The sequence below is a fragment of the Bacillus sp. AFS037270 genome (genome assembly GCF_002585305.1).
Genome location: NZ_NUNF01000005.1, coordinates 62,901 through 82,958 on the forward strand (window position 1 = coordinate 62,901; position 20,058 = coordinate 82,958).

General features: G+C 40.2%; 18 protein-coding genes. 6 read left to right on the forward strand and 12 right to left on the reverse strand.

Annotated features, from left to right (window positions below; genetic code table 11):
• Positions 1-136: 136 nt before the first annotated feature.
• The gene (locus COD92_RS02240; protein ID WP_098530294.1) at positions 137-1,306 is read right to left on the reverse strand and encodes an FtsW/RodA/SpoVE family cell cycle protein; all 1,170 of its coding nucleotides are present in this window, start codon (positions 1,304-1,306) and stop codon (positions 137-139) included.
• A gap of 90 nt (positions 1,307-1,396) precedes the next feature.
• Entirely contained in the window at positions 1,397-2,164 is a 768-nt protein-coding gene (locus tag COD92_RS02245) for a DUF4931 domain-containing protein (RefSeq protein WP_098530295.1), read from the reverse strand.
• Positions 2,165-2,369: 205 nt separating this feature from the next.
• On the opposite strand from COD92_RS02245, the gene COD92_RS02250 reads away from it, so the two are divergent.
• A complete protein-coding gene (locus tag COD92_RS02250; RefSeq protein WP_098530296.1) occupies positions 2,370-3,152 on the forward strand; it encodes an undecaprenyl-diphosphate phosphatase in 783 nt (260 codons plus the stop codon).
• 31 nt (positions 3,153-3,183) lie between these two features.
• Here the strand turns inward: COD92_RS02250 and COD92_RS02255 are convergent, their stop codons facing one another.
• Complete coding sequence (locus COD92_RS02255) at positions 3,184-3,849, reverse strand: FMN-dependent NADH-azoreductase (protein WP_098530297.1); 666 nt, start codon at positions 3,847-3,849, stop codon at positions 3,184-3,186.
• Between the two features lie 237 nt (positions 3,850-4,086).
• On the opposite strand from COD92_RS02255, the gene COD92_RS02260 reads away from it, so the two are divergent.
• The 5 genes from COD92_RS02260 (at position 4,087) to COD92_RS02280 (ending at position 8,341) form a co-directional block, all read left to right on the forward strand.
• Positions 4,087-5,025, forward strand: a complete 939-nt coding sequence (locus COD92_RS02260) for a substrate-binding domain-containing protein (protein ID WP_098530298.1) — start codon at positions 4,087-4,089, stop codon at positions 5,023-5,025.
• Entirely contained in the window at positions 5,022-5,888 is an 867-nt protein-coding gene (locus tag COD92_RS02265) for an ABC transporter substrate-binding protein (protein ID WP_098530299.1), read from the forward strand. Before COD92_RS02260 ends, COD92_RS02265 begins: the two co-directional genes overlap by 4 nt.
• Before the next feature lie 76 nt (positions 5,889-5,964).
• Positions 5,965-6,663 (forward strand): ABC transporter permease, encoded by a 699-nt coding sequence (locus COD92_RS02270; protein WP_098530300.1) that lies wholly within the window; start codon positions 5,965-5,967, stop codon positions 6,661-6,663.
• The gene (locus tag COD92_RS02275) at positions 6,660-7,439 is read left to right on the forward strand and encodes an ABC transporter ATP-binding protein (protein ID WP_098530301.1); all 780 of its coding nucleotides are present in this window, start codon (positions 6,660-6,662) and stop codon (positions 7,437-7,439) included. The genes COD92_RS02270 and COD92_RS02275 overlap by 4 nt, the downstream gene beginning before the upstream one ends.
• 140 nt (positions 7,440-7,579) lie before the next feature.
• Positions 7,580-8,341: a (S)-benzoin forming benzil reductase gene (locus COD92_RS02280; RefSeq protein ID WP_098530302.1), complete on the forward strand. Its 762-nt coding sequence runs from the start codon at positions 7,580-7,582 to the stop codon at positions 8,339-8,341.
• Between the two features lie 29 nt (positions 8,342-8,370).
• Here the strand turns inward: COD92_RS02280 and COD92_RS02285 are convergent, their stop codons facing one another.
• The 9 genes from COD92_RS02285 to COD92_RS02325 form a co-directional block, all read right to left on the reverse strand.
• Complete coding sequence (locus tag COD92_RS02285) at positions 8,371-9,744, reverse strand: HAMP domain-containing sensor histidine kinase (protein ID WP_098530303.1); 1,374 nt, start codon at positions 9,742-9,744, stop codon at positions 8,371-8,373.
• Positions 9,722-10,435, reverse strand: coding sequence for a response regulator transcription factor (locus tag COD92_RS02290; protein ID WP_098530304.1), 714 nt, complete (start codon positions 10,433-10,435; stop codon positions 9,722-9,724). Before COD92_RS02290 ends, COD92_RS02285 begins: the two co-directional genes overlap by 23 nt.
• 472 nt (positions 10,436-10,907) lie before the next feature.
• Positions 10,908-13,247 carry an immune inhibitor A domain-containing protein gene (locus COD92_RS02295; RefSeq protein WP_098530408.1) on the reverse strand — a complete coding sequence of 780 codons (2,340 nt, stop codon included), beginning with the start codon at positions 13,245-13,247 and terminating at the stop codon, positions 10,908-10,910.
• 446 nt (positions 13,248-13,693) lie between these two features.
• Positions 13,694-15,208 carry a flotillin lipid rafts scaffold protein FloT gene (locus COD92_RS02300; RefSeq protein ID WP_098530305.1) on the reverse strand — a complete coding sequence of 505 codons (1,515 nt, stop codon included), beginning with the start codon at positions 15,206-15,208 and terminating at the stop codon, positions 13,694-13,696.
• A 14-nt stretch (positions 15,209-15,222) separates the two neighbouring features.
• On the reverse strand, positions 15,223-15,768 hold the full coding sequence (locus COD92_RS02305; protein WP_098530306.1) for an NfeD family protein: 546 nt from the start codon (positions 15,766-15,768) through the stop codon (positions 15,223-15,225).
• 262 nt (positions 15,769-16,030) lie between these two features.
• On the reverse strand, positions 16,031-16,765 hold the full coding sequence (locus tag COD92_RS02310) for an amino acid ABC transporter ATP-binding protein (RefSeq protein WP_098530307.1): 735 nt from the start codon (positions 16,763-16,765) through the stop codon (positions 16,031-16,033).
• Positions 16,766-16,789: 24 nt separating this feature from the next.
• Entirely contained in the window at positions 16,790-17,488 is a 699-nt protein-coding gene (locus tag COD92_RS02315; RefSeq protein ID WP_098530308.1) for an amino acid ABC transporter permease, read from the reverse strand.
• Positions 17,475-18,308, reverse strand: coding sequence for an amino acid ABC transporter substrate-binding protein (locus COD92_RS02320; RefSeq protein WP_098530309.1), 834 nt, complete (start codon positions 18,306-18,308; stop codon positions 17,475-17,477). Before COD92_RS02320 ends, COD92_RS02315 begins: the two co-directional genes overlap by 14 nt.
• Before the next feature lie 149 nt (positions 18,309-18,457).
• Positions 18,458-19,888, reverse strand: coding sequence for an amino acid permease (locus COD92_RS02325; RefSeq protein ID WP_098530310.1), 1,431 nt, complete (start codon positions 19,886-19,888; stop codon positions 18,458-18,460).
• Positions 19,889-20,058: the final 170 nt, after the last annotated feature.

Genomic DNA, 20,058 nt, shown 5'->3' on the forward strand with positions numbered 1-20,058 from the left:
CGCGCTTTTTTGTGTTTTTCCCGCCAACTTCTGGATTATTTCCGCGCACTTTTCCTTTTTTCCCGCGGACTTCTGCATTATTTCCGCAACTCGGTATTGCAAAAAAGAAAAAAAGAGCGAACAAATGTCGCTCTTTTTATGCCGTAGTAGAAAACATATATTTTTTATAATGATAGCGAATCGAAAAGATTAATCCCAATCCCATCATGTTCCCCATTAAGGAACTTCCCCCGTAGCTGATAAATGGCAGCGGGATTCCGGTAATCGGCAGTACGCCAATGGTCATGCCAATGTTTTGGAACACGTGGAATGTAATCATACTGATCACACCAACACAAATATACGTATAAAAATTATTCTTTGTTTCCATACCAACCTTCGTAATATGGTAGATCAATAAGAAAAACAAACTTATTAACACACTTGAACCAATAAAACCATACTCCTCACCAACGACACTAAAGATAAAGTCCGTTTGGCTTTCAGGCAGATAAACTTCCCGATTACCGAAGCCCTTACCGCCAGTTTGACCTGAGCCGATTGCAAGCAAGGATTTCGTCAGCTGGTACGCATCCGTACCCTCGTAGCTATAAGGATCAAGCCAAGAGTAAATACGGCGAAGCTGATATTCACCAACCCCCAGATACTTTTCCAAAACATCCGGGCTCCAAAGAACAAAATAAAATATCGTACCAATTAAGATAATTCCGATCGAAAATATCGGCACTAACAGTTTCCACGAAATCCCGGAAATAAAAATCATTCCAAGTAAAATGGCCAAGAAAACAAGCGAAGTTCCCAAGTCTTGCTTGATGATCATGCCCAACGGAACCATCGTGACAATGCCCATTTTAATTAAAAGCCACAAATCCGTTTGCAGTGTTTTGACCGAATTTTTTAAATGGTGCTGATCAACCACACGTGAAAGACCCAGAATAATAAAAATTTTAACAAATTCAGAAGGCTGGATCGAGCCAATCCCTGGGAGCACAAACCAGTTTTTTGCTCCATTAATGACCGGAGCAATACTTGCTGGTGCAACAATTAAAAAACCTAGTAAAAAGACGCCAAACCCGTATGCGTACCAGGTTAATTTTTTCAATTGATCTGAATCCAGGGTCATAACCATTGTAATAATACCGGCCCCGACAACATACCAGACAATTTGCTTGATTAAGAAGTTCTCCTTATATTGTCCGCTAGCTTGCGCACTATAAATCGCGAAACAGCTCGCTAGAAAAAGTAAGATTAATATAAACACAAGGCTGTAATCAAGCTTTGAAGTTGTATTGCTATTTGAAGTCATATTCGTTCCACCTTACCAAAAACTTGTCCATTCCTCCATTATATTTTGAAAAACAACAAATCTCAACTTATAACCGGCTGCTGGTTTTATTTACATGATGGAAAAATAAATCCTTCTTACCTCTTCTGCCATCCATTCCAGATTATTCGGGACCTGAGGAATTCCGTAGCCAATATAAAGGGGAGTGGTTACAAAACGGGAGACGATTTTTGCATAAATCTTATTATCTACATGATTAAAAAAGACATTATAGCTTGTGGCCTTAAAAGGAAAATGATTCAGGATATAGTGGACGGCATTTTGAATATACTCCGCAAACTCTTGCCTGTAACCGGTATCCTCCATTTCGACATTAAATTCATAAAAGCCCACGCGCGGCTTCGTTGACAAAGTAAAACGGACACCATTTTGCTCGGCAATAACGAGACCCTCGAACATGTCATGTGATGCCTTTTCTCGATAATCAATATCATGTAAACCGACAATCTGCATATGTGGGTGAGCAATCGTCCCTCCCGACAGCGGGCCATGATTTTTGAAAAAAATAACCGAACGGTACTGACCCGTTTCCTCCATTTCAAACCAATGTTCAAGTCCGAAACGAATCAAGCGATGGAGATGCTCTTTTGAATAGGTCGATAGATCACCATGGCAATCATCTGTTTCAATTAATACGGTTTGATAAGCATTTTCTAGGACTGGATATTTATTTTTCAAAAGAATGATCGGACCATCCACCGCAATGAGGTCTGTCAACTGGTCTCTTTCGCAAAAAGGACAAGCCTGTTCTTTGTTTCGAATATTTTCTGGCTTCTTGACTCCGATAGACGTATTAAAATGAAGATGAGAATTTTCCAAGACGCGTTCTCCTCTCAAGGAAGGTATATTCCTATTTTATGGGAGAAGACTGTTGGTTTGCACTTATTTTGATTCCATCCACAGATTTTTTCATTGACCAGTTATCCCATATCCGCCTAAATCAGATAAGGATTTCATGAAATAGAATTTTCTGCATATCTTTTAAATGTACAGGCTTAGAATATTTTAGAATGAGAGGGAGCGTATGTTAACGAAACTCGAAGCATTAATCCTCGGGATTATTCAAGGTTTAACGGAATTTTTGCCTATCAGCAGTACCGGTCATCTTTACTTAGGGAGAAACTTATTTGGCCTTCAAGAAGCGGGACTTTTGCTTGATACCATGCTGCATGTCGGGACATTATTAGCTGTTTTTGTTTTTTATAAGGACCAATTTATAAAAATACTCAAGAAGCCGTTTAGCAAACTAACCTTTCTATTAATCGTCGGGACTATTCCTGCTGTCGTATTTGGTCTTGCGTTTAAAGATTATATTGATGACATTTCGAAAACAGGTGTGACGATTGGCTGGGAGTTTTTAATTACGGGGTTATTCCTGTGGCTTGCCGACTCAGCGAAAAATGGTTATAAGAAAATGGACGATATCAGTTATAAGGATGCATTCATCATTGGGACCTTTCAGGCGGTTGCGATCATGCCAGCGATTTCTCGTTCCGGCATGACAATTGTAGCAGCACTATGGCGAAAATTAGACCGAGAAACAGCTGCTTACTTTTCATTTCTATTATCGACTCCAGCGATTGCTGGTGCGATTGTTTTGCAGACAAAGGATTTACTAGAAGGACAAGGCGAAGCGATTTCTTTATCTGCCTTACTTGTTGGTATTGCCGCCTCTGCCCTTTTCGGTTATGTAGCGGTACGATGGATGATCGGCTATTTAAAAAATCATTCCTTAAAGCCATTTGCGATATATGTTTGGGCATTGGGAATCCTTGTTCTATTCTTTCAATTCACGGGTAGATTCTAAAAAAATGCGACTCATCAGTGAGTCGCATTTTCTAATATATAGTAACCGATTCTTTTGCCATTTCTCTTGCTGCTTCGGCTGCCTGCTCTTTTGCTTTGGCCATAATTTCTGGAATTTGTTTAGGAAAATGATCCATACCTTCCGCAACCACGGTTTCCAAGCTCTCGAAACCAAGAAAATCAAATACCTTGCGTAAATAGCGGTCGCCAAACTCAAAGTCAACCATTGGTCCTGAAGAATAGATACCTCCGCGAGTTTGGATATGAATCGCTTTTCTGTCAGTTAACAGTCCTTTAGGACCTTCTGGGGTATTCGTAAAGGTCTTTTCCACAATAAATAAATTATCAATAAATTTTTTCAAAATGGACGGAGCGCCAAGATTCCAAATCGGAGTCACAAATACATAATAATCAGCGGCAATGAAACGGTCGGCAAGCTCGTGCATTTTTTCAAGTTTGGTCCGCTCTGCTTCTGATAATTGCTCTTTTGTATAGCCCATGAATGATAGTTTAGCCCGTGCGTATAAAAGATCCATGTCAATATCAGGGATGTCCATATCATATAAGTGCCAGCGTTCAATTTCCACATCCGGCTGCGCAGCCCTAATCTCCTCTAAAAATACTTCCCCGATTTGCATCCCCTTTGATAGTTTAATATCATTTTTAGGGTTTGCTGTAATATATAAAAGTTTCGACATTTACATCCCTTCCCTTAACCCAGAAATTTTCCTACTATGACAATACTACATCAAATCATCTTGCTCACGAATGAACAAAAAGTGAAGTTTGTGACGAAAAGATGAATTCTTAACTTCCCCTTGAACTATTCATGACAATTCCAAACAAAACTTAACGAAACTTAACAAAACTTAACAAAAGTCACAGGTAATATGCTATTCTTTGTATAAAATGAACTGGAAAAAGGAGGGGAAATAATGGACGAACGGGCTTATACTCCCGATGAAGTTGCACAAATCTTTCAAATCTCTAAGCATACGGTTTATGAACTGATTAAAAGAGGGGAACTTCAAGCTTTTAAAATAGGAAATAAAATGAGAATCGAGTATATAGAACTCGAACGCTATAAAGAAAGCATGAAGGCGCCAGCTAAAAAAAGTGCTGATGCTCCCAACATAATCAGCATGCCAGCAGTACCAATTCGCCTCTTCGGCAGCCATGATTTTCTTGTAGAACATTTTGCTAAACAAGCTGGAAGCGCTTTAAACTTACAAATTCAACCTTCTTTCATCGGCAGTTTAGAGGGATTAATGATGCTCTACCGCGGCCAATGCGATATTGCGGCGATTCATCTATTAGATCCGGCCTCACAAGAGTATAATCTGCCTTTTATCCATCAGCTTTTTGTCTATGAAAATATTACTGTCATGAGATTTGCTGCAAGGCAACAAGGCTTCATTGTCGCAAAGGGTAATCCGAAAAATATCCATCATTTCACGGACTTGACTAGAAAAGATGTTCAGTTCGTGAACCGTCAAAAAGGGTCAGGAACAAGATTTTTACTCGAATCAATGCTTTCGAGCCACGGGATTAATCCAAGTCAGATTAGCGGCTACGCAAATGAAGAATGGAACCATTTATCTGCTGCTTCCTACATAAATCGCGGCATGGCTGATGTAGCGTTCGGCATTCAATCTGCCGCCAGTCACTTAGGTCTGGACTTTGTACCAGTAGCGCAAGAAAAGTTTGATCTTGTTTTCCGTTTTACCACAGAAAATAAGGCGCATTTAATGGCTATAATTCATTATTTACAGTCTGCTAGCTTCAAAGATAGTCTGAAAGATTTAGACGGTTATTCGGTTCAGGATTTAGGAAAAATCATCTATCAAACTAGTCAAACGGAGGAACTTGTATGAAGAAACATCGTTTAATTATCGCCTTATTTGCTTTGATGCTTCTAGTTTTATCAGCCTGCGGAAACACCAATACAAAGGAAACAGCTACTAAAGAGAAAAAGACAGCTGCTAAACCGGCACCCACCGAAATGATTCTTGCCACTACAACAAGTACGCAGGATAGCGGCTTATTAGATGTGATTATCCCTATGTTTGAAAAACAAAATAATGTCAAAGTAAAGGTAATTGCTGTCGGTACAGGCGAAGCCTTAGCTATGGGTACGAAAGGCGAAGCAGATGCTCTGCTTGTTCACGCTCCAGCGGCAGAGAAGGCTGTCGTGGATGCAGGTGATGCGATTAACTATAAGCGTGTAATGTACAATGATTTTGTCTTAGTAGGTCCAAAGGAAAACCCTGCTGGTGTTAGCGGCGATGATATTGTCGCTGCGTTTAAAAAATTAGCGGAAACCAAAGCTACTTTCGTTTCACGCGGAGATGACTCAGGTACCAATAAAAAAGAACTTGCGATCTGGACAACTGCAAATATTAAACCGGCAGGCAATTGGTATGTTTCAACCGGACAAGGGATGGGACAAACCTTACAAGTGGCCGCAGAAAAAAAAGGATATGTATTAACGGACCGAGCCACATGGCTTGCCCAATCAAAAAATTTAGATACGCTTAAAATTGTCGTTGAAGGCGGCAAAGATTTAATGAATATTTATCATGTAATGGAAGTAAATCCAGAAAAACATGATAAAGTGAATAGTACCGATGCTAAAAAGTTTGTAGAATTTATGGTAGATCCAAAAACACAAGATGTGATTGAGAACTTTGGTAAAAAGGAATTTGGTAGATCCTTATTCATTAAATATACCGAATAAAATAACTGCAGGGCGGCCTCTTATATGAGTCCGCCTCTTGTCAAACTTTGAATGAAACTCCTGGAGGCATGACGTTATGGAATTACTGCTAGATGGACTGAAAAAGGCAATAGAGTTGATTCTTTCCGGTGATCAGGAAGTGTTAGCTATTACCGGGCTGACACTAAAAGTCTGTCTCATTTCCATTCTAATTAGTACCATCATCGGACTGCCTCTTGGTATGTTACTAGGATTAACTAGATTTAAAGGCCGCAAAGCTCTATTAATTTTCATTAATATTGGTTTAGGACTGCCTCCAGTTGTGGCCGGCCTCTGGATTACGATGCTCCTATGGCGCTCCGGTCCATTAGGAGATTTCTCCTTGCTCTATTCGCCGACAGCCATTGTCATGGCCCAAGTTTTAGTAAGCCTGCCTATCGTCACGAGCCTTACCTGTACAGCTTTTCAGCAGATCAGTGACAAGATGCTGCTGCAAATTAAGGCACTCGGGGCAACAAGAATGCAGACATTGTTCATTCTGATCAAACAATTAAAGATGGCGATATTGGCAGCCATCATGGCCGGTTTTGGCCGAGTGATTGCTGAAGTAGGTGCTGCAATGATGGTTGGCGGCAATATTCAAGGTGATACCCGAATATTAACCACTACCATCGTAATGGAAGTTTCGAAGGGAAACTTTGACATTGCCTTAGCCCTTTCCTTTATTTTGTTGTCCGTTGCACTATTAATCACCGCAGCATTAACATTTTTACAGCAAAGGAAGCGAATATCATGAACCCGTTAATTGAGCTAAAGAATATGGCCTATAGTGCTCAGCAGAAAACAATTCTTGATATCCCTTCATTCAAGATATACGATGGAGAAATTCTCGGGTTGATGGGGCCGAACGGAGCTGGGAAAAGTACATTACTTAAAGTTCTTTCGTTCTTGGAAAAGCAGTCCAGCGGGGAGATTGTGTACCGAGGGCAAACCATTCCGTCTGGACAGGTGCCTTTGGAATTACGGAGAAGGTTTTCAGTTGCCCTGCAGCAATCCCTTCTATTAGATGGAACGGTCTTTCAGAATATCGCGTTAGGTTTAAAATTACGGAAAGTTCCCAAAGCAATGATCAAGGAAAAAGTAACTCATTGGCTGGAGTTGTTTGGGATTTGTCATTTAGCCAAAACGAATGCCCTCTATCTATCTGGCGGTGAGGCACAGAGGGTCAACCTTGCCCGAGCGATGATCGTGGAGCCGGAAATTCTATTTCTCGATGAACCGTTTTCAGCACTAGACTTTCCTACGAAGATCCGCTTAATGGAAGATTTTAAAAGGATTATGGAAGACACCAGAACAACCGCTGTGTTTGTCAGCCATGATTTGATGGAGATTCATTATCTTACCAACCGTCTAGCAATTATCGTCAATGGTCAAGTGAAGCAGTCAGGACCAACCACTTTGGTCCTTGAACATCCTAATACTTCCACGCAATCCTTTCTAAATGAGTGGAAGAAATTCTTTCCAGCATTAACGGACAATTCTTTTAGACAAGAAAAATTTTTAAAGCTTTAATGATTAAAAGAGCGGCCCAGTTCCTTTTTGGAGCTGCTTTTTTTATATTAAAATATAGTTGCCAAGATTTGCTTAATATTTTTTAGAAGAATAAAATAGTATTATACATAATTACACTGGCTTTCAGGGGGGAGTTTTCCATGAAATATGCAATCATAACCGGGGCTTCGAAGGGCTTGGGAGAAAGTATTGCGAAACGCCTTTTACAGGAGCAAATTGCAGTCGTTTCTGTTTCCCGGACAAAAAATGAGGAGTTAAAAAACTTTGCACTCGAAAACGGGATTGAATATAAACACGTTTCTTGCAATCTCTCATTAGAAAAAGAAATACAAGAGGTCTTTATGGAGATTTCCCACTGTATTTTTGAAAAAAACCCAACAGATATTCTTCTATTTAATAATGCAGGCATGATCGAACCGATTCAAAAAGTAGGTAACTTAGACCAAACTCCGATCATTCGAAATATAAAAGTAAATCTGATTGCACCCATTCTAATTACTAATTTATTTTTAAGTAAGGCGCAATTAACGAATACAAAAGTAACCGTTATCAATGTTACGTCCGGTGCGGCTGTCCGCTCGATTGAAGGCTGGAGTGTTTATTGCAGCTCAAAGGCCGGATTAAACATGTTCACCCAAACAGCGGCAATTGAACAGGCAGAATTGAAAACGAAAAATACCATTATTGGCTTTAGCCCGGGGGTCATGGATACTAGCATGCAGGAAACGATCCGTTCTTCCTCCGAGAATGCCTTTAAGGAACTTGAAAAATTTAAGGAATATAAAGAAAAGAATTTGTTATTGGAAACTGACGCCGTTGCTAACGCCTTAGTTGACCTAGTTTTTAGAGGAAACCCTGAAAGCGGAAGGGTTTACCATATTAAAGAATTAATAAATTCATAGAAAAAAGGCCGTTCACAACATTGCGGCCTTTACTCTTCCTGCGGAAACCATAAGGTAATGCTTGTTCCCTTATTGACCCTGCTTTTTACTTTAATTAATCCTTTATGGGCATCCATTAAGGCCTTCACAATGGAGAGGCCGATTCCTACTCCGCCTGTTTTTCTGTCACGGGATTTGTCACCTCGATAGAATCGTTCAAAAATATGGGGGATATCCTCTTCCGCCATACCGGAGCCTTCATCTTGAATCTTAAAACCAACGTACCCTTCTTTGTCGGTCACAACCGAAATCGTTACATTTTTCCCTTCCGGTGTGTATTTCAAAGCATTATTAAGTACATTTGATAAAATTTGCATCAGCCGGTCTTTATCTGCCTCAAATATTTCTTCCTGAAGGGGTTCTTCAATTTGCAGACCGACACCCTTTTCTTTAAAAATAGGTAAAAACATTTCCCATAAGGCCGCTAATACACTACCTGCCTCAAGTTCCATTTTATCTAGTCTTATTTGCGGATTCTCCGCTGCAAGCAGCTTTTCTAATTCGTTTACAAGTCTTACTAAACGCATCAGCTCTTCATGACTTACCTGCAAACGCTGTGCTGTTGGCTCCCAAATCCCATCCTGGAAAGCTTCAATTTGACTTCTTAATGTGGCAAGCGGCGTCCGCAGCTCATGAGCGAGGTCGCCTGTAAATTGCTTTCTAAGGATTTCTTCTTTTGCTAATGACTCAGCCAAATTATTAAAGGAAACGGCAATCTGCTTGACCTCCGTCGGCAGACCTTTTAAAGGTATGCGGATATCAAGATTATGGTGCTGCAGCTCACCTGCTGCAAACGAGAGCTTCTTGAGACCAGAAGTTAGTTTTTTAGAAAAGATCATACTAAAGACGATCGCTAAAACAATCGTTAAGCAAACTGCCGCTAATATATACAATTGAATGGTTTGAATAAAGGTGTATTCATCATCAATTAAGCCTTCTGGGTAAATCGCTACCAGCTTGCCGATAATAGCATTGTCAACTTTCAAAGTATAGGTTTTACTATGCCAGTTTTCTCCATCTGGCTCCGGTTCCGTTAATCCAAAGCTATTTAGCATGCCGCGGATACTGGACGTATCCATCTGCATTTTCCCAAATCGGTCATATAATTGGAAATAAAGCTGGTCTGTCATCGCATTTTCATGGAGCAGTCCATACACCGGGTCACTCGTGAAATGGCCATTTTTTCGATAGTCCTTCTCAATCTCGGTGATAATTCTATCAATCTTTTTTTCACGGTTCCGATCCAAATAGCTATTAAAGCTTTCTTCAAAACCATATTGGATAAAAAAACTGACAATTAGAATTCCAATCATCGAGATGAGTACTAGATAAAAAAGGATTTTAGACCGTAGCGTTTGCAGCATCTAGTACCCCTCCAAATTTATAGCCCATCCCAAAAACGGTGACGATAAAGTCCGGCTGCCGTGAATCTAATTCTATTTTTTTACGGAGATTTTTGATATGAGTATCGACACTCCGTTCATAGCCTTCATAATACATGCCTTCATCCTGAATTTTTTCAAGCAAATCCATTCGACTGTAAACACGACCAGGATTAACAGCCATATTGGTTAATAATTTATATTCAATCGGTGTTAACGTCACATCTTCACCGTTTACTGTTACTTCTTTTTTGACTAAATCAATGGACAGTTTTTTACCGTTAAATTCAAGGCGTTCTTCAACTTTATCTGCCTTTTTGACGCGTCTAAGGATGGCTTGAACCCGAACAACAACTTCCCTTGGACTAAAGGGTTTGGTTAAATAGTCATCAGCACCCATAACGATTCCGTTGATACGGTCATCCTCTGCCGATTTCGCTGTCAACATAAGGATGGGAACATCAGACTCTTTTCTCACCAGCCGGCAAACCTCTTCACCAGATATATCAGGCAGCATAAGGTCAAGTATCATTAGATCCGGTTCGATTGTTTTTGCCTTTTTCAAAGCATCTATCCCATTATCTGCGCTATGGATTTCATAGCCTTCTCTCTCTAAATATGCTTCGAGGACTTCTACTATTCTTCGTTCATCGTCCACTAAAAGAATCTTCATGAATCATCACTCCTCATACCCTTACTATACCACCAGCGGTCTGTGATGTTCGTAACTTCACAAATTCACCACAACTTCTTCATAACATCTTCAATCTTTTTCGCTAAGATAATCGTGTAAAGAGAAGATGACACTTCGAACTCCCCAAAGTTTCGGTGATCGGCTCTTTATCGATCGAGTACATTGGTTTTCAGCCATCTTACTCATCCCAAAATTAACCTCTCTACTATATAAAGGGTGTCCCGGTCGTTGGGACACCCACTTTTTTGATTGGCTGTATTTTGGCTGAACTTAAGCATTTTGATTGGAATGGAGATCAACCGTTTGAGATTTTCATTATAAGTAAGGAACATAAGTGCTGGAGCTAGACGTCGACAGTCCTTTTATTTACAGTTATCCACAAGCGAAATTTTATAATTTCCTTTAATAATGAAAAGAGACACTGGGAAATCCCACTGTCTCTTTCTTTTTCTTATTTGTGGATCCAAACGGCACCAGCAGAGTTGTCTTTTGCTTCGCCAATGACTTGGACCTTAATAGGATACTGTGCTGGAACCTTAACTCCGGCATCTGGAATAACATTATTGATATAAGACTTTGTAGAATCAAATTCCATTATACCTGGAAGTCCATTGTAATCATAGATTCCACGTGTAGGTGAATTAACATCCCATGCAGGTGACTTGTCTAATGAGAAGGCAGCATCTGCAACTTGGTAGCGAGTAGTTTGAGCAATGGAGTTAACACCATTTAGTTTAAATACAAGCGCTTCTGGATGAGAGTCCACTACGCTTAGGAAGCCTTCACCTGGGTGAACGCCGCCCCAGTTATCAGTAAATGTATCATCAGCATACCAAACTACTAAACCTGTATTATATTTTGCGTCACGAGAGTATTGAAGAGCTGTATCTGAACCAGCGTAGTTTCTCCACTCTAGGTAATAGTAATGAGGTTTTTTGATCCAGCCATCAGATACTTCAAAGCCATTTAATGTAACTTGTGGTGTTCCTTCTGCATCATCTGAGAATTTCACCTGTCCATCTACTGTTAATTGTAGGTTGTCAATAGCATAACCGTTTGGTGCAAGACCGCCGTCAGTTACATAATTAAATACTAGTTTAACTTTTTTTCCTGAAAATTGGCTTAAATCAAGGGATTTGTCTACCCACTGACCTTTTGAGGAATCTAAACCGTCTGCAGTGTTTTCATCTCCTAGAATATCAAGACGTGTGCTCGTACCATCTTCTGTTACAGCATCCACATACAGATAATCATAGTCGTACTCTACTTCAAACCACTGCTTATAATTAAATGTAGCACTTGATGCATTTGTTAAATCAAATACTGGAGTTTCAAGTACTGTATTTAGGTCATCACCTTTTGTACTGTAATAGTACTTTGCACCAAACTCAGGTGTAATTCCAGGAACCTTCTTTTCAGGTAAGTTCACCTTCACGATACCAGGATTCTTAGATTTTGTAACACTTTGATCGATAATTGTGGCTAAACCATTGTTATCAATATCTTGATAGTTTACTTCTGAAATATTAGCCCAGTTGCCGCCGATTGTTTTTTGATAAAATTCTTTCACTTGCGGGGAGAAGCTTGGCGGTTGCGTACCAGCAATATGACCACTCCAGCTGCCGCCGCTCATGATGGACCATTGTGCAACTGTATCGCCATTGCCAGTATATTGAGTATCATACTCATCCGGAGCCCCTAAATCATGCCCATATTCGTGCGCAAATACACCAACTGCTCCGTCTTCTGGCTCAATTGTGTAATCATAAGCACCCATTTTCCCGCCCCAGTAATTTACTTTCGCAGTCGTATTAGGTACTGCATAAACACCGTTTAATGTCCATCGGTGTGACCAGATCGCATCGTCACCAAGTGCTCCGCCGCCAGCTTCCTGTCCGACACCTGCATGAAGAACCATTAAGTGGTCAACTAAACCGTCCGGCTCGCTTCGATTGCCATCACCATCAAGATCATATTGATCGAATTGATCATAATCGGCTAAATTAATACCTTTGTTAACTGCAGCGACTAATGCATCCTTTACAAGATCACGTGGTCCCTTTGGATTAAGGTTGTCATGCCCTCCTGCAGGGTTATCATCACCATATTCCTTTGCAGTTCCAGGAACAGTTAACCAATCGGATACAGTTCCGTCAACGGTGTAGCTGCCACCAGACTGTTCTTCATAATATTGTTTGAAGGTTTTTACCTTATCTCCATTGAATAGAGTGAAATCTTGATCACCAAAAAGCATTTTTTCATAATGTTCTTTACTGAAGTCCTTAGCATACATATAGCCTGGCTCTTGCTCGATGTTGTTATGTTTAAAGTCTGAGTATTCTACTAAAAGTACAAGCACTTTATCTTTTCGAACAGAACCATCATAAGCTGCTTGCTTAGCAGAATCCACTTTTACAGCGCCAGTCGGCTTGCCTTTTTTAAAATTCTCGTGACCTTTGGCAAGCTGCTTTGCTAGCTTGTCCTTTTGTTTTGTCACGAAGTCCTTTGCTTTTTTATCAAACTCTTGCTGCTCTTTTGTTAAATTTTTGTCCGCTTTACCTGGTTTTTGACCCTGTTTTTTCTCTATGTAGGTCTTTACCGCTTTCGTAATTTCTGCTTTTGAGGCGTTCTTTGCAATAAGTCCTCTTTTTTGCAAGGCAGCACCCAAACGATCAAAATCTACTACATTTAGATCCATTGGAGCTGATACAGCAGTGGTGGCAGCTGCTGCTGGTTTTGGTGCGACCGTACTTCCAGCAAACGCGCCTGCGAACATGGTCGTAGCTACCATTGTACTAGCTGCAAGGCTGGATAAGACCTTTAAGGTATTTTTCTTCTTCACCTGTTTATTCCCCCCAATTTATATATTACAAAGTTCTTCTATAAGAACAGTGCTCTCCTATTTTATCAGACTAATACAAAAATTGTAAATAATCAAAATTTAGTGATAAATTACTATAAAATAACAGGTATTTAATCCCAAAATACTCAAATGAAAGCGAAATCATAGGTGTTAATTCATGTAAAAACGCCTTTAAAAGAAGCCTTTTTACCCATTTTCTTCCTTTGCATCTCTTTTTCTACTAAATACTAATATTCCGAAACTCGAAATTTGAGTCATTTGAACTATTAATTCACACCGAGCAAGCATTCCATAGAATACGCAAATATTTTGTGCTAATAAGAGAACAAACCTATTAAAAAAAAACCTTATCACGATGGATAAGGTTTTTCTTATTATTCAGCTTTATTTTTTAGTTCGTCCGTTAATTCCTCAATGCTTTTTCTTACATTAGATTTACCAGAGTAGTTTTCAATTAATTCCTTCACATCAATACCACTCGAAGCCTTCAAAGACTCCTGCAGGGTAGCCATCAAGTTGGTAGCATAGCTAGTGATTTTATTAGCACCGCCATTTCCACCCGCAGCACCGCCTGTATCAACAACGGTAATCTTATCAATATTGGATAACGGGGCAGCCACTTGCTTCGCGTACTCCGGAAGCATTTTGATAATCATATCCAAAATAGCAGCTTGACCAAACTGTTCGAAGGCCTCGGCAATTTTTTCCTTTGCTTCCGCTTCTGCCAAACCTTTTAAGCGGATAATTTCCGCTTCTGTTGAACCTTGTGCTTTTTGTGCTTCCGCTTTTGCCAGACCATCGAGACGGATCCGTTCTGCCTCGGCTTTTGCCATTGCTTCAATCCGGTATTTATTAGCCTCAGCTTCAGCTATTTCCTTGGCCTTATTAGCCGCCGCTGATTGCTCTACAGAATAACGATCAGCGTCCGCTTTTTTCTTCACCTCAGAATCATATTGACGTTCACGGCGAAGGATCTCTTTTTCCTCTAGTTCAATTTGCTTTTGTCTCTCAATAATCTTGATTTGCATTTCCTGCTCGGTTACATCCTGCTTGGCTCTTGCACTTTCCAAATCATATGCTTGGTCTGCACGGGCTTTGGCAATATCCTGCTCACGGCGGAACTCGGCTATTTTCAGCTGATTAATCTTCTCTGCTTCCGCAATTTCCGTCGCTCGCTCTAATTCATTCCGTTTCGCTTCCTTAGCTGCTTCTGCCTTTTTAATCCGCGTTTCCTTTTCTGCCTCTGCAGTCGCAATATCGGCATCCCGTTTAACTTGAGCAATCCGCGGTTTCCCTAGGGAATCTAAATAGCCGTTTTTATCACGAACATCTTTAATCGTAAATGAAACAATCACTAATCCCATCTTTGCTAAGTCCTGCGAGGCAACTCTTTGGACTTCTTGGGAGAATTTATCGCGGTTTTTATAAATTTCTTCGACCGTCATCGAACCAAGGATCGAACGTAAATGCCCTTCAAGTACCTCTCTCGCTTCGTTTTCACGGTCTTCCTTCGGTTTTCCAAGAAACTGCTCTGCTGCTGTCGCAATCTCGCTAATCGACCCGCCTATTTTAATAATCGCCACTCCATCCGCCATGACAGGAACCCCTTGCTCCGTATAAACCTCCGGTGTGGTTACTTCTAGTTTGCTAGATAGCAAGCTTAATGGTTTTGCTTGTTGAAAAACTGGTAAAATAAAACTCCCGCCGCCGCGAATAATCTTGATTTTATTACCTGATTCATCCACGTGGACATTCCTGTTCCCAAGGAAACTGCCCGTTACAATTAACGCTTCATCTGGTCCTGCGGTTTTGTACTTGGTAATAAATACACCGATTAATGCCAGAAGAATAAGTATGACAACCCCAATAATAATCCAAATCATTCCCATGTTTTAAAACCTCCCTATAATGTGAATTTCTCTAATTGTTGATAAACGGTTACTTCTAGTACACCGTTTTTCACCTGAACGACTAATACCCTTGTCCCGTCTGGAATGAAATCACCGTCAAAGCTTTTTGTAGGTTTGGCAATCCGGCCGCTCGTACTATCAATCATCACCTCTCCATACCCATCAGCGGGAATTGGCGTTATGACAGTACCAACCCTTCCTTGTAAATCCGACTCTTTGTAGACAAGTGATTCCTCGGCTCTAGATACCGGCACAAGTACAAATACATTTAAAAATGTAACAACAATAAACGCAATCACTGCGGATATCCCGAGTATAAGTAAATAATGTAAGGAAGACAGATTTTCAAATAAGTATCCGCTCGCAGACAAAATCGTTACAAATGCAAAAATTAATACCGGATTTAAAAAATCCAGACCTTCCCCTGCCCCATGAAAGTGAAAGACGTCCGCAAATAATACGTACAACACAGTGATGACACCTGAGATAATTAAGGCGTATAAATAAACGGTATCTAAAGGAATGCTGAAAGGTTCCATTGGCATCCATCCTTATTTTTTATTAATTATAATGAAGGCATATTCTAGTTTAATAGGCAGTCATGTATAGATATTCTTACTTACTTGTTTAATATACTAAGTAATACGAACTAACAAAAGGAAAAGTTTCACAAATTTTTACTAATTTATCCAAAAGAACAAAAGCGCAAGCGCCTTGAACAGCCCCGACAAGCATAAGACGNNCTAGGCGCTGGAGCTGGACGAAAATAAAAAGTGCCATAGCTACATGAGCTACAGCACTCTATTGAATCATATTCAAAAACTTTTTCGTCCGTTCTTCTTTTGGATTCGTAAAAATTTCGTCCGGTTTATTACGTTCGACAACGACACCTTGGTCCATAAAAATCACTTCATCCGCTGCTTCACGGGCAAAGCGCATTTCATGGGTAACCACAATCATCGTCATACCTTCTGCTGCGAGGTCCTTCATTACTTTTAACACCTCACCGACTAATTCTGGGTCAAGTGCGGAGGTAGGTTCATCAAACAGCATAACCTCCGGCTCCATCGCGAGCGCCCTGGCAATCCCGACACGCTGCTGCTGACCGCCAGATAGCTGTGCCGGATAATAGTCCTGCTTATCAGCTAGCCCGACTTTTTCCAGTAGAGTTTCTGCTTTTTTCCTCGCTGTCTCCTTATTTACTCCCTTCACAACAATTGGCCCTTCCATCACGTTTTCAAGGGCTGTTTTATGCGGGAATAAATTATAACTTTGAAAAACCATACCGGTTAAGCGGCGGAATGAAGCAATATCTTTCTTTGGAACTGCTTTTGAAAAATCTAAACTTTGACCTGAGATCGAAATAACACCTTTCGTTGGTGTTTCCAACACGTTCAAACAGCGGAGCATCGTTGTTTTCCCAGAACCGGACGGCCCAATTACGACAACCACTTTACCTTTTTCCACTTCTAGATCGATCCCTTTTAACACTTGTAACTGGTCAAATTGTTTATATAAACCATTAATTTTAATCATGATAACACTCCCTTTTTCCTTAAGTTAAGCCCCATAGCGGCCCAGTCTCTTTTCCAAGTACCCTTGAAGGATGGAAAGGAAAAAGCAGATAACCCAATAAATGAGTGCTACTTCTGAATAGACTAATAAAAATTCGTAGTTGGTGGAAGCAATCTCCTGACCGCGGCGGAACATTTCTGTAACCAATACCAGTGAAGCCAGCGAAGTATCCTTAACAAGACTTATGAATGAATTGGATAAAGGCGGAACGGATACCCTTGCAGCCTGTGGCAAGATAATTCTTCTAAGTACTTGCCAGTAGGTCATGCCAATTGAATAGCCAGCCTCCCACTGTCCTTTTGGCGTTGATAAAATTGCCGCTCTGATAATTTCGGACGAATAGGCGCCGACACTTAGAGAAAAACCAATGACCGCCGAAATATACGGGTCTAACGTGATTCCGAGATTAGGCAGTCCGTAAAAAATGATAAATAATTGCACAAGCAATGGAGTACCACGAATCGCTGAAACATACACTCGAGCGATGATTTGAAATATTCTTACCTCTGAAATTCGGGCTAATGCCGTAAGAATGGCCAGTATTATCCCAATCACAAATGAGATAAGCGTTAACGGGATCGTATAAAAAACAGCCCCCTCCAGCAGAGGCTGGAGGGAACTTTTTGCAATATCAATTAACCTTGCTGTTCGTTCCGGATCAGCAAAAATACTATTTAAGTACATCTTCACCAAACCATTTCTCTGAGATTTTTTTATAAGTGCCGTCGTCAACCATCTCTTTTAAGGCTTTATTGACTTCATCAACGAGTTTGTCACTATTCTTTCTAAACATAAATCCGCTTGAAGACGCATCATTTGCCGTTGCGGCAATCTTAATTGGTGCATCAGGCTTTTGTTTTTTATAGTCTAAATAGGTAAGCTTATCGTTAATCGTCACATCGACACGTTTTTGTGTCAACAATTCAACGGCTTGCTGAAATCCTTCTACTCCAACAAGATTGGCTCCATATTTTTTTGCCATATCACCGTAGTTACTTGTCAATGATTGGGCAGCATTTAAGCCTTTAATATCTTCAAATTTTTTCACCTTAGTGTTTGAAGTATTGACAATGAGAACACCGGCTGACGTAATATAGGGATCAGAAAAGTCATATTTCTTTTGACGGTCTGGACGAATTCCAACCTCGTTCGCAATCATATCAAAACGTTTTGCATCTAAACCTGCAAACATAGCGTCCCATTGAGTTTCTTTATATTCTGCTTTTACACCTAATCGTTTTGCCACTTCATTTGCTAAATCAACATCAAATCCAGTTAAATTACCGCTTGTATCATGGAAAGTGAATGGCGGATATGTACCTTCAGTACCAATTGTGATCTTTCCATCGTCTTGAATCTTTTTCAATAAATCTTGATTATCCGCAGTTTTCTTTTCTTCAGTGTTAACTGCTCTCTTTTGATCTTCTTTCTCATCTTTGCCACATGCTGAAAGCACCAACATAAAGCTTAGGAGCAGCGCAAAAATGACCGTAAGTTTTTTCATGTTATTAAACCCCCTAATTCTTACTATTTTTATCGGATTTACTTATTTTATTACAACCTCTAGCAACTGTCAAAAGAAATGATTATATGAAGCATCCTTATTTTACCCTTTTATAAAAAATAAAAACCTATCAGAAAAATTCTGATAGGTTAAGCAGATAATGCACGTTTTGTTTTCTGATCGGCCGACTTTTTCTTTTTTGTTTTTGGCCGATAGAAAAGAATACCGCTCGCAAGTAAAATCATACCATACATAAACGTTTTAAGATCTGCTGTACCTGCTATAATCACCCAAACGGAATAAACGGTTGCCAGTAAAGCAATAATACCGTCTGTCATTCTCTGCTTTCCTGCTTTATACGTCTCTCCTGTTATTACTAACTTTAGCTGATAGACTGATGAAATAAGATACGGTACTAAATAGGCTAAGGTCGCAATGACAATGACAAAATCAAATGCTCCTGAGATGGATTTTGAAACGGTAGAAAAAATAAATAACTGTCCTATTCCGTTGGATACAATCATTGAAAAAACAGGCAGACCCTTTTTGTTTTCTTTTAGGAATGCTGGCAGAAATAATCCTTGTTTCGCTGCTTGATAAGGAACTTCCGCAGTTAACATTAACCAGCCGATGGTTGAACCAAACAAACTAATTAATCCAATCCCTGCTAATAATTTTCCGCCGACAGGTCCTAAAACAGTTTGAATGGCATCAATTAATGGTTTATCAGAATGAATAAGCGTGTTTTGGTCCAACATCCCCATCACAAGGGTGCTAATACCAATATAGATACCCAGTGCAATAAATAATCCTAAAATGGTAGCCCTTTTTACATCGGATTGTTTTTTGGCACGGGAAGCAAATACGACGGCTGACTCTACCCCAATAAATGCCCATAAGGTATTGACAGCAGCACCGTTAATTTGCCCCATAATACCGATAGCATGTCCAGCTTCATCCATTCTCGGAGCCATAAACGGCAGGATGTTGCTCTGTTCAAACGCAAACAAACCAACAATTATAAAGAAGACAAAACCAGCTACTTTTGCTGCAGTAGCAAGGAAGTTTAATCTCCCCGCACTTTCCATCCCACGCAGGATAATAAAATGGGTACCCCAAAGCAGTAAGGAACAGACTAGAAATGTTAGGCCATTACCTACTTTTAGAGTGAAATTACCGACTGTAAACCAGTTTGCATCGCTTGTTAAGATTGGAAAAAAGGTTGATAAATATCCGGCAAAGGTGGTGATCATCGCAATGTTTCCAGCTAAGTTTCCAATCCAGTAACCCCAGGTAGTCATAAATCCAGATAAAGTGGATGCATGAGAACCTGGCTTAAATAGTTCTTTTGCATAGATTTGCGGGCCACCTGTCAAATTTGGTTTACGAATCGCCAAGCTGCCAAAAACTAAGGCCAGCATCAGAACGCCTAAGCCTGTAACAAGCCAAGCGGAAATCACACCGGCTGGACTAGCTGCTTCTGACAGGGAGCGAGGCAGCATAAAAATACCTGAGCCAACCATATTCCCAATGACAAGGGCGGTTAACACCCAGAATCCTAATTTATTTGATTTCCCCACGGTTATCCTCCTCGACGAACTTTTATATTAAAAATAATGTTTTAAATGTATGAATATTAATGAACCTCATCCAATATAAAACCTACCGAGGTGTTAGTCAATGGGAAATTTTATCTCACTAAAGTATTACCACAAAAAAGGAGACAGCCCAGCAGGCCATCTCCTATTTC

Coding starts and splice junctions, on each gene's coding strand:
- COD92_RS02250 (WP_098530296.1), top strand. CDS start 2,370: ATGTTAACGAAACTCGAAGCATTAATCCTCGGGATTATTCAAGGTTTA.
- COD92_RS02275 (WP_098530301.1), top strand. CDS start 6,660: ATGAACCCGTTAATTGAGCTAAAGAATATGGCCTATAGTGCTCAGCAG.
- COD92_RS02280 (WP_098530302.1), top strand. CDS start 7,580: ATGAAATATGCAATCATAACCGGGGCTTCGAAGGGCTTGGGAGAAAGT.
- COD92_RS02300 (WP_098530305.1), bottom strand. CDS start 15,208: ATGGGAATGATTTGGATTATTATTGGGGTTGTCATACTTATTCTTCTG.
- COD92_RS02305 (WP_098530306.1), bottom strand. CDS start 15,768: ATGGAACCTTTCAGCATTCCTTTAGATACCGTTTATTTATACGCCTTA.
- COD92_RS02260 (WP_098530298.1), top strand. CDS start 4,087: ATGGACGAACGGGCTTATACTCCCGATGAAGTTGCACAAATCTTTCAA.
- COD92_RS02315 (WP_098530308.1), bottom strand. CDS start 17,488: ATGTACTTAAATAGTATTTTTGCTGATCCGGAACGAACAGCAAGGTTA.
- COD92_RS02285 (WP_098530303.1), bottom strand. CDS start 9,744: ATGCTGCAAACGCTACGGTCTAAAATCCTTTTTTATCTAGTACTCATC.
- COD92_RS02265 (WP_098530299.1), top strand. CDS start 5,022: ATGAAGAAACATCGTTTAATTATCGCCTTATTTGCTTTGATGCTTCTA.
- COD92_RS02310 (WP_098530307.1), bottom strand. CDS start 16,765: ATGATTAAAATTAATGGTTTATATAAACAATTTGACCAGTTACAAGTG.
- COD92_RS02295 (WP_098530408.1), bottom strand. CDS start 13,247: ATGGTAGCTACGACCATGTTCGCAGGCGCGTTTGCTGGAAGTACGGTC.
- COD92_RS02320 (WP_098530309.1), bottom strand. CDS start 18,308: ATGAAAAAACTTACGGTCATTTTTGCGCTGCTCCTAAGCTTTATGTTG.
- COD92_RS02270 (WP_098530300.1), top strand. CDS start 5,965: ATGGAATTACTGCTAGATGGACTGAAAAAGGCAATAGAGTTGATTCTT.
- COD92_RS02240 (WP_098530294.1), bottom strand. CDS start 1,306: ATGACTTCAAATAGCAATACAACTTCAAAGCTTGATTACAGCCTTGTG.
- COD92_RS02290 (WP_098530304.1), bottom strand. CDS start 10,435: ATGAAGATTCTTTTAGTGGACGATGAACGAAGAATAGTAGAAGTCCTC.
- COD92_RS02255 (WP_098530297.1), bottom strand. CDS start 3,849: ATGTCGAAACTTTTATATATTACAGCAAACCCTAAAAATGATATTAAA.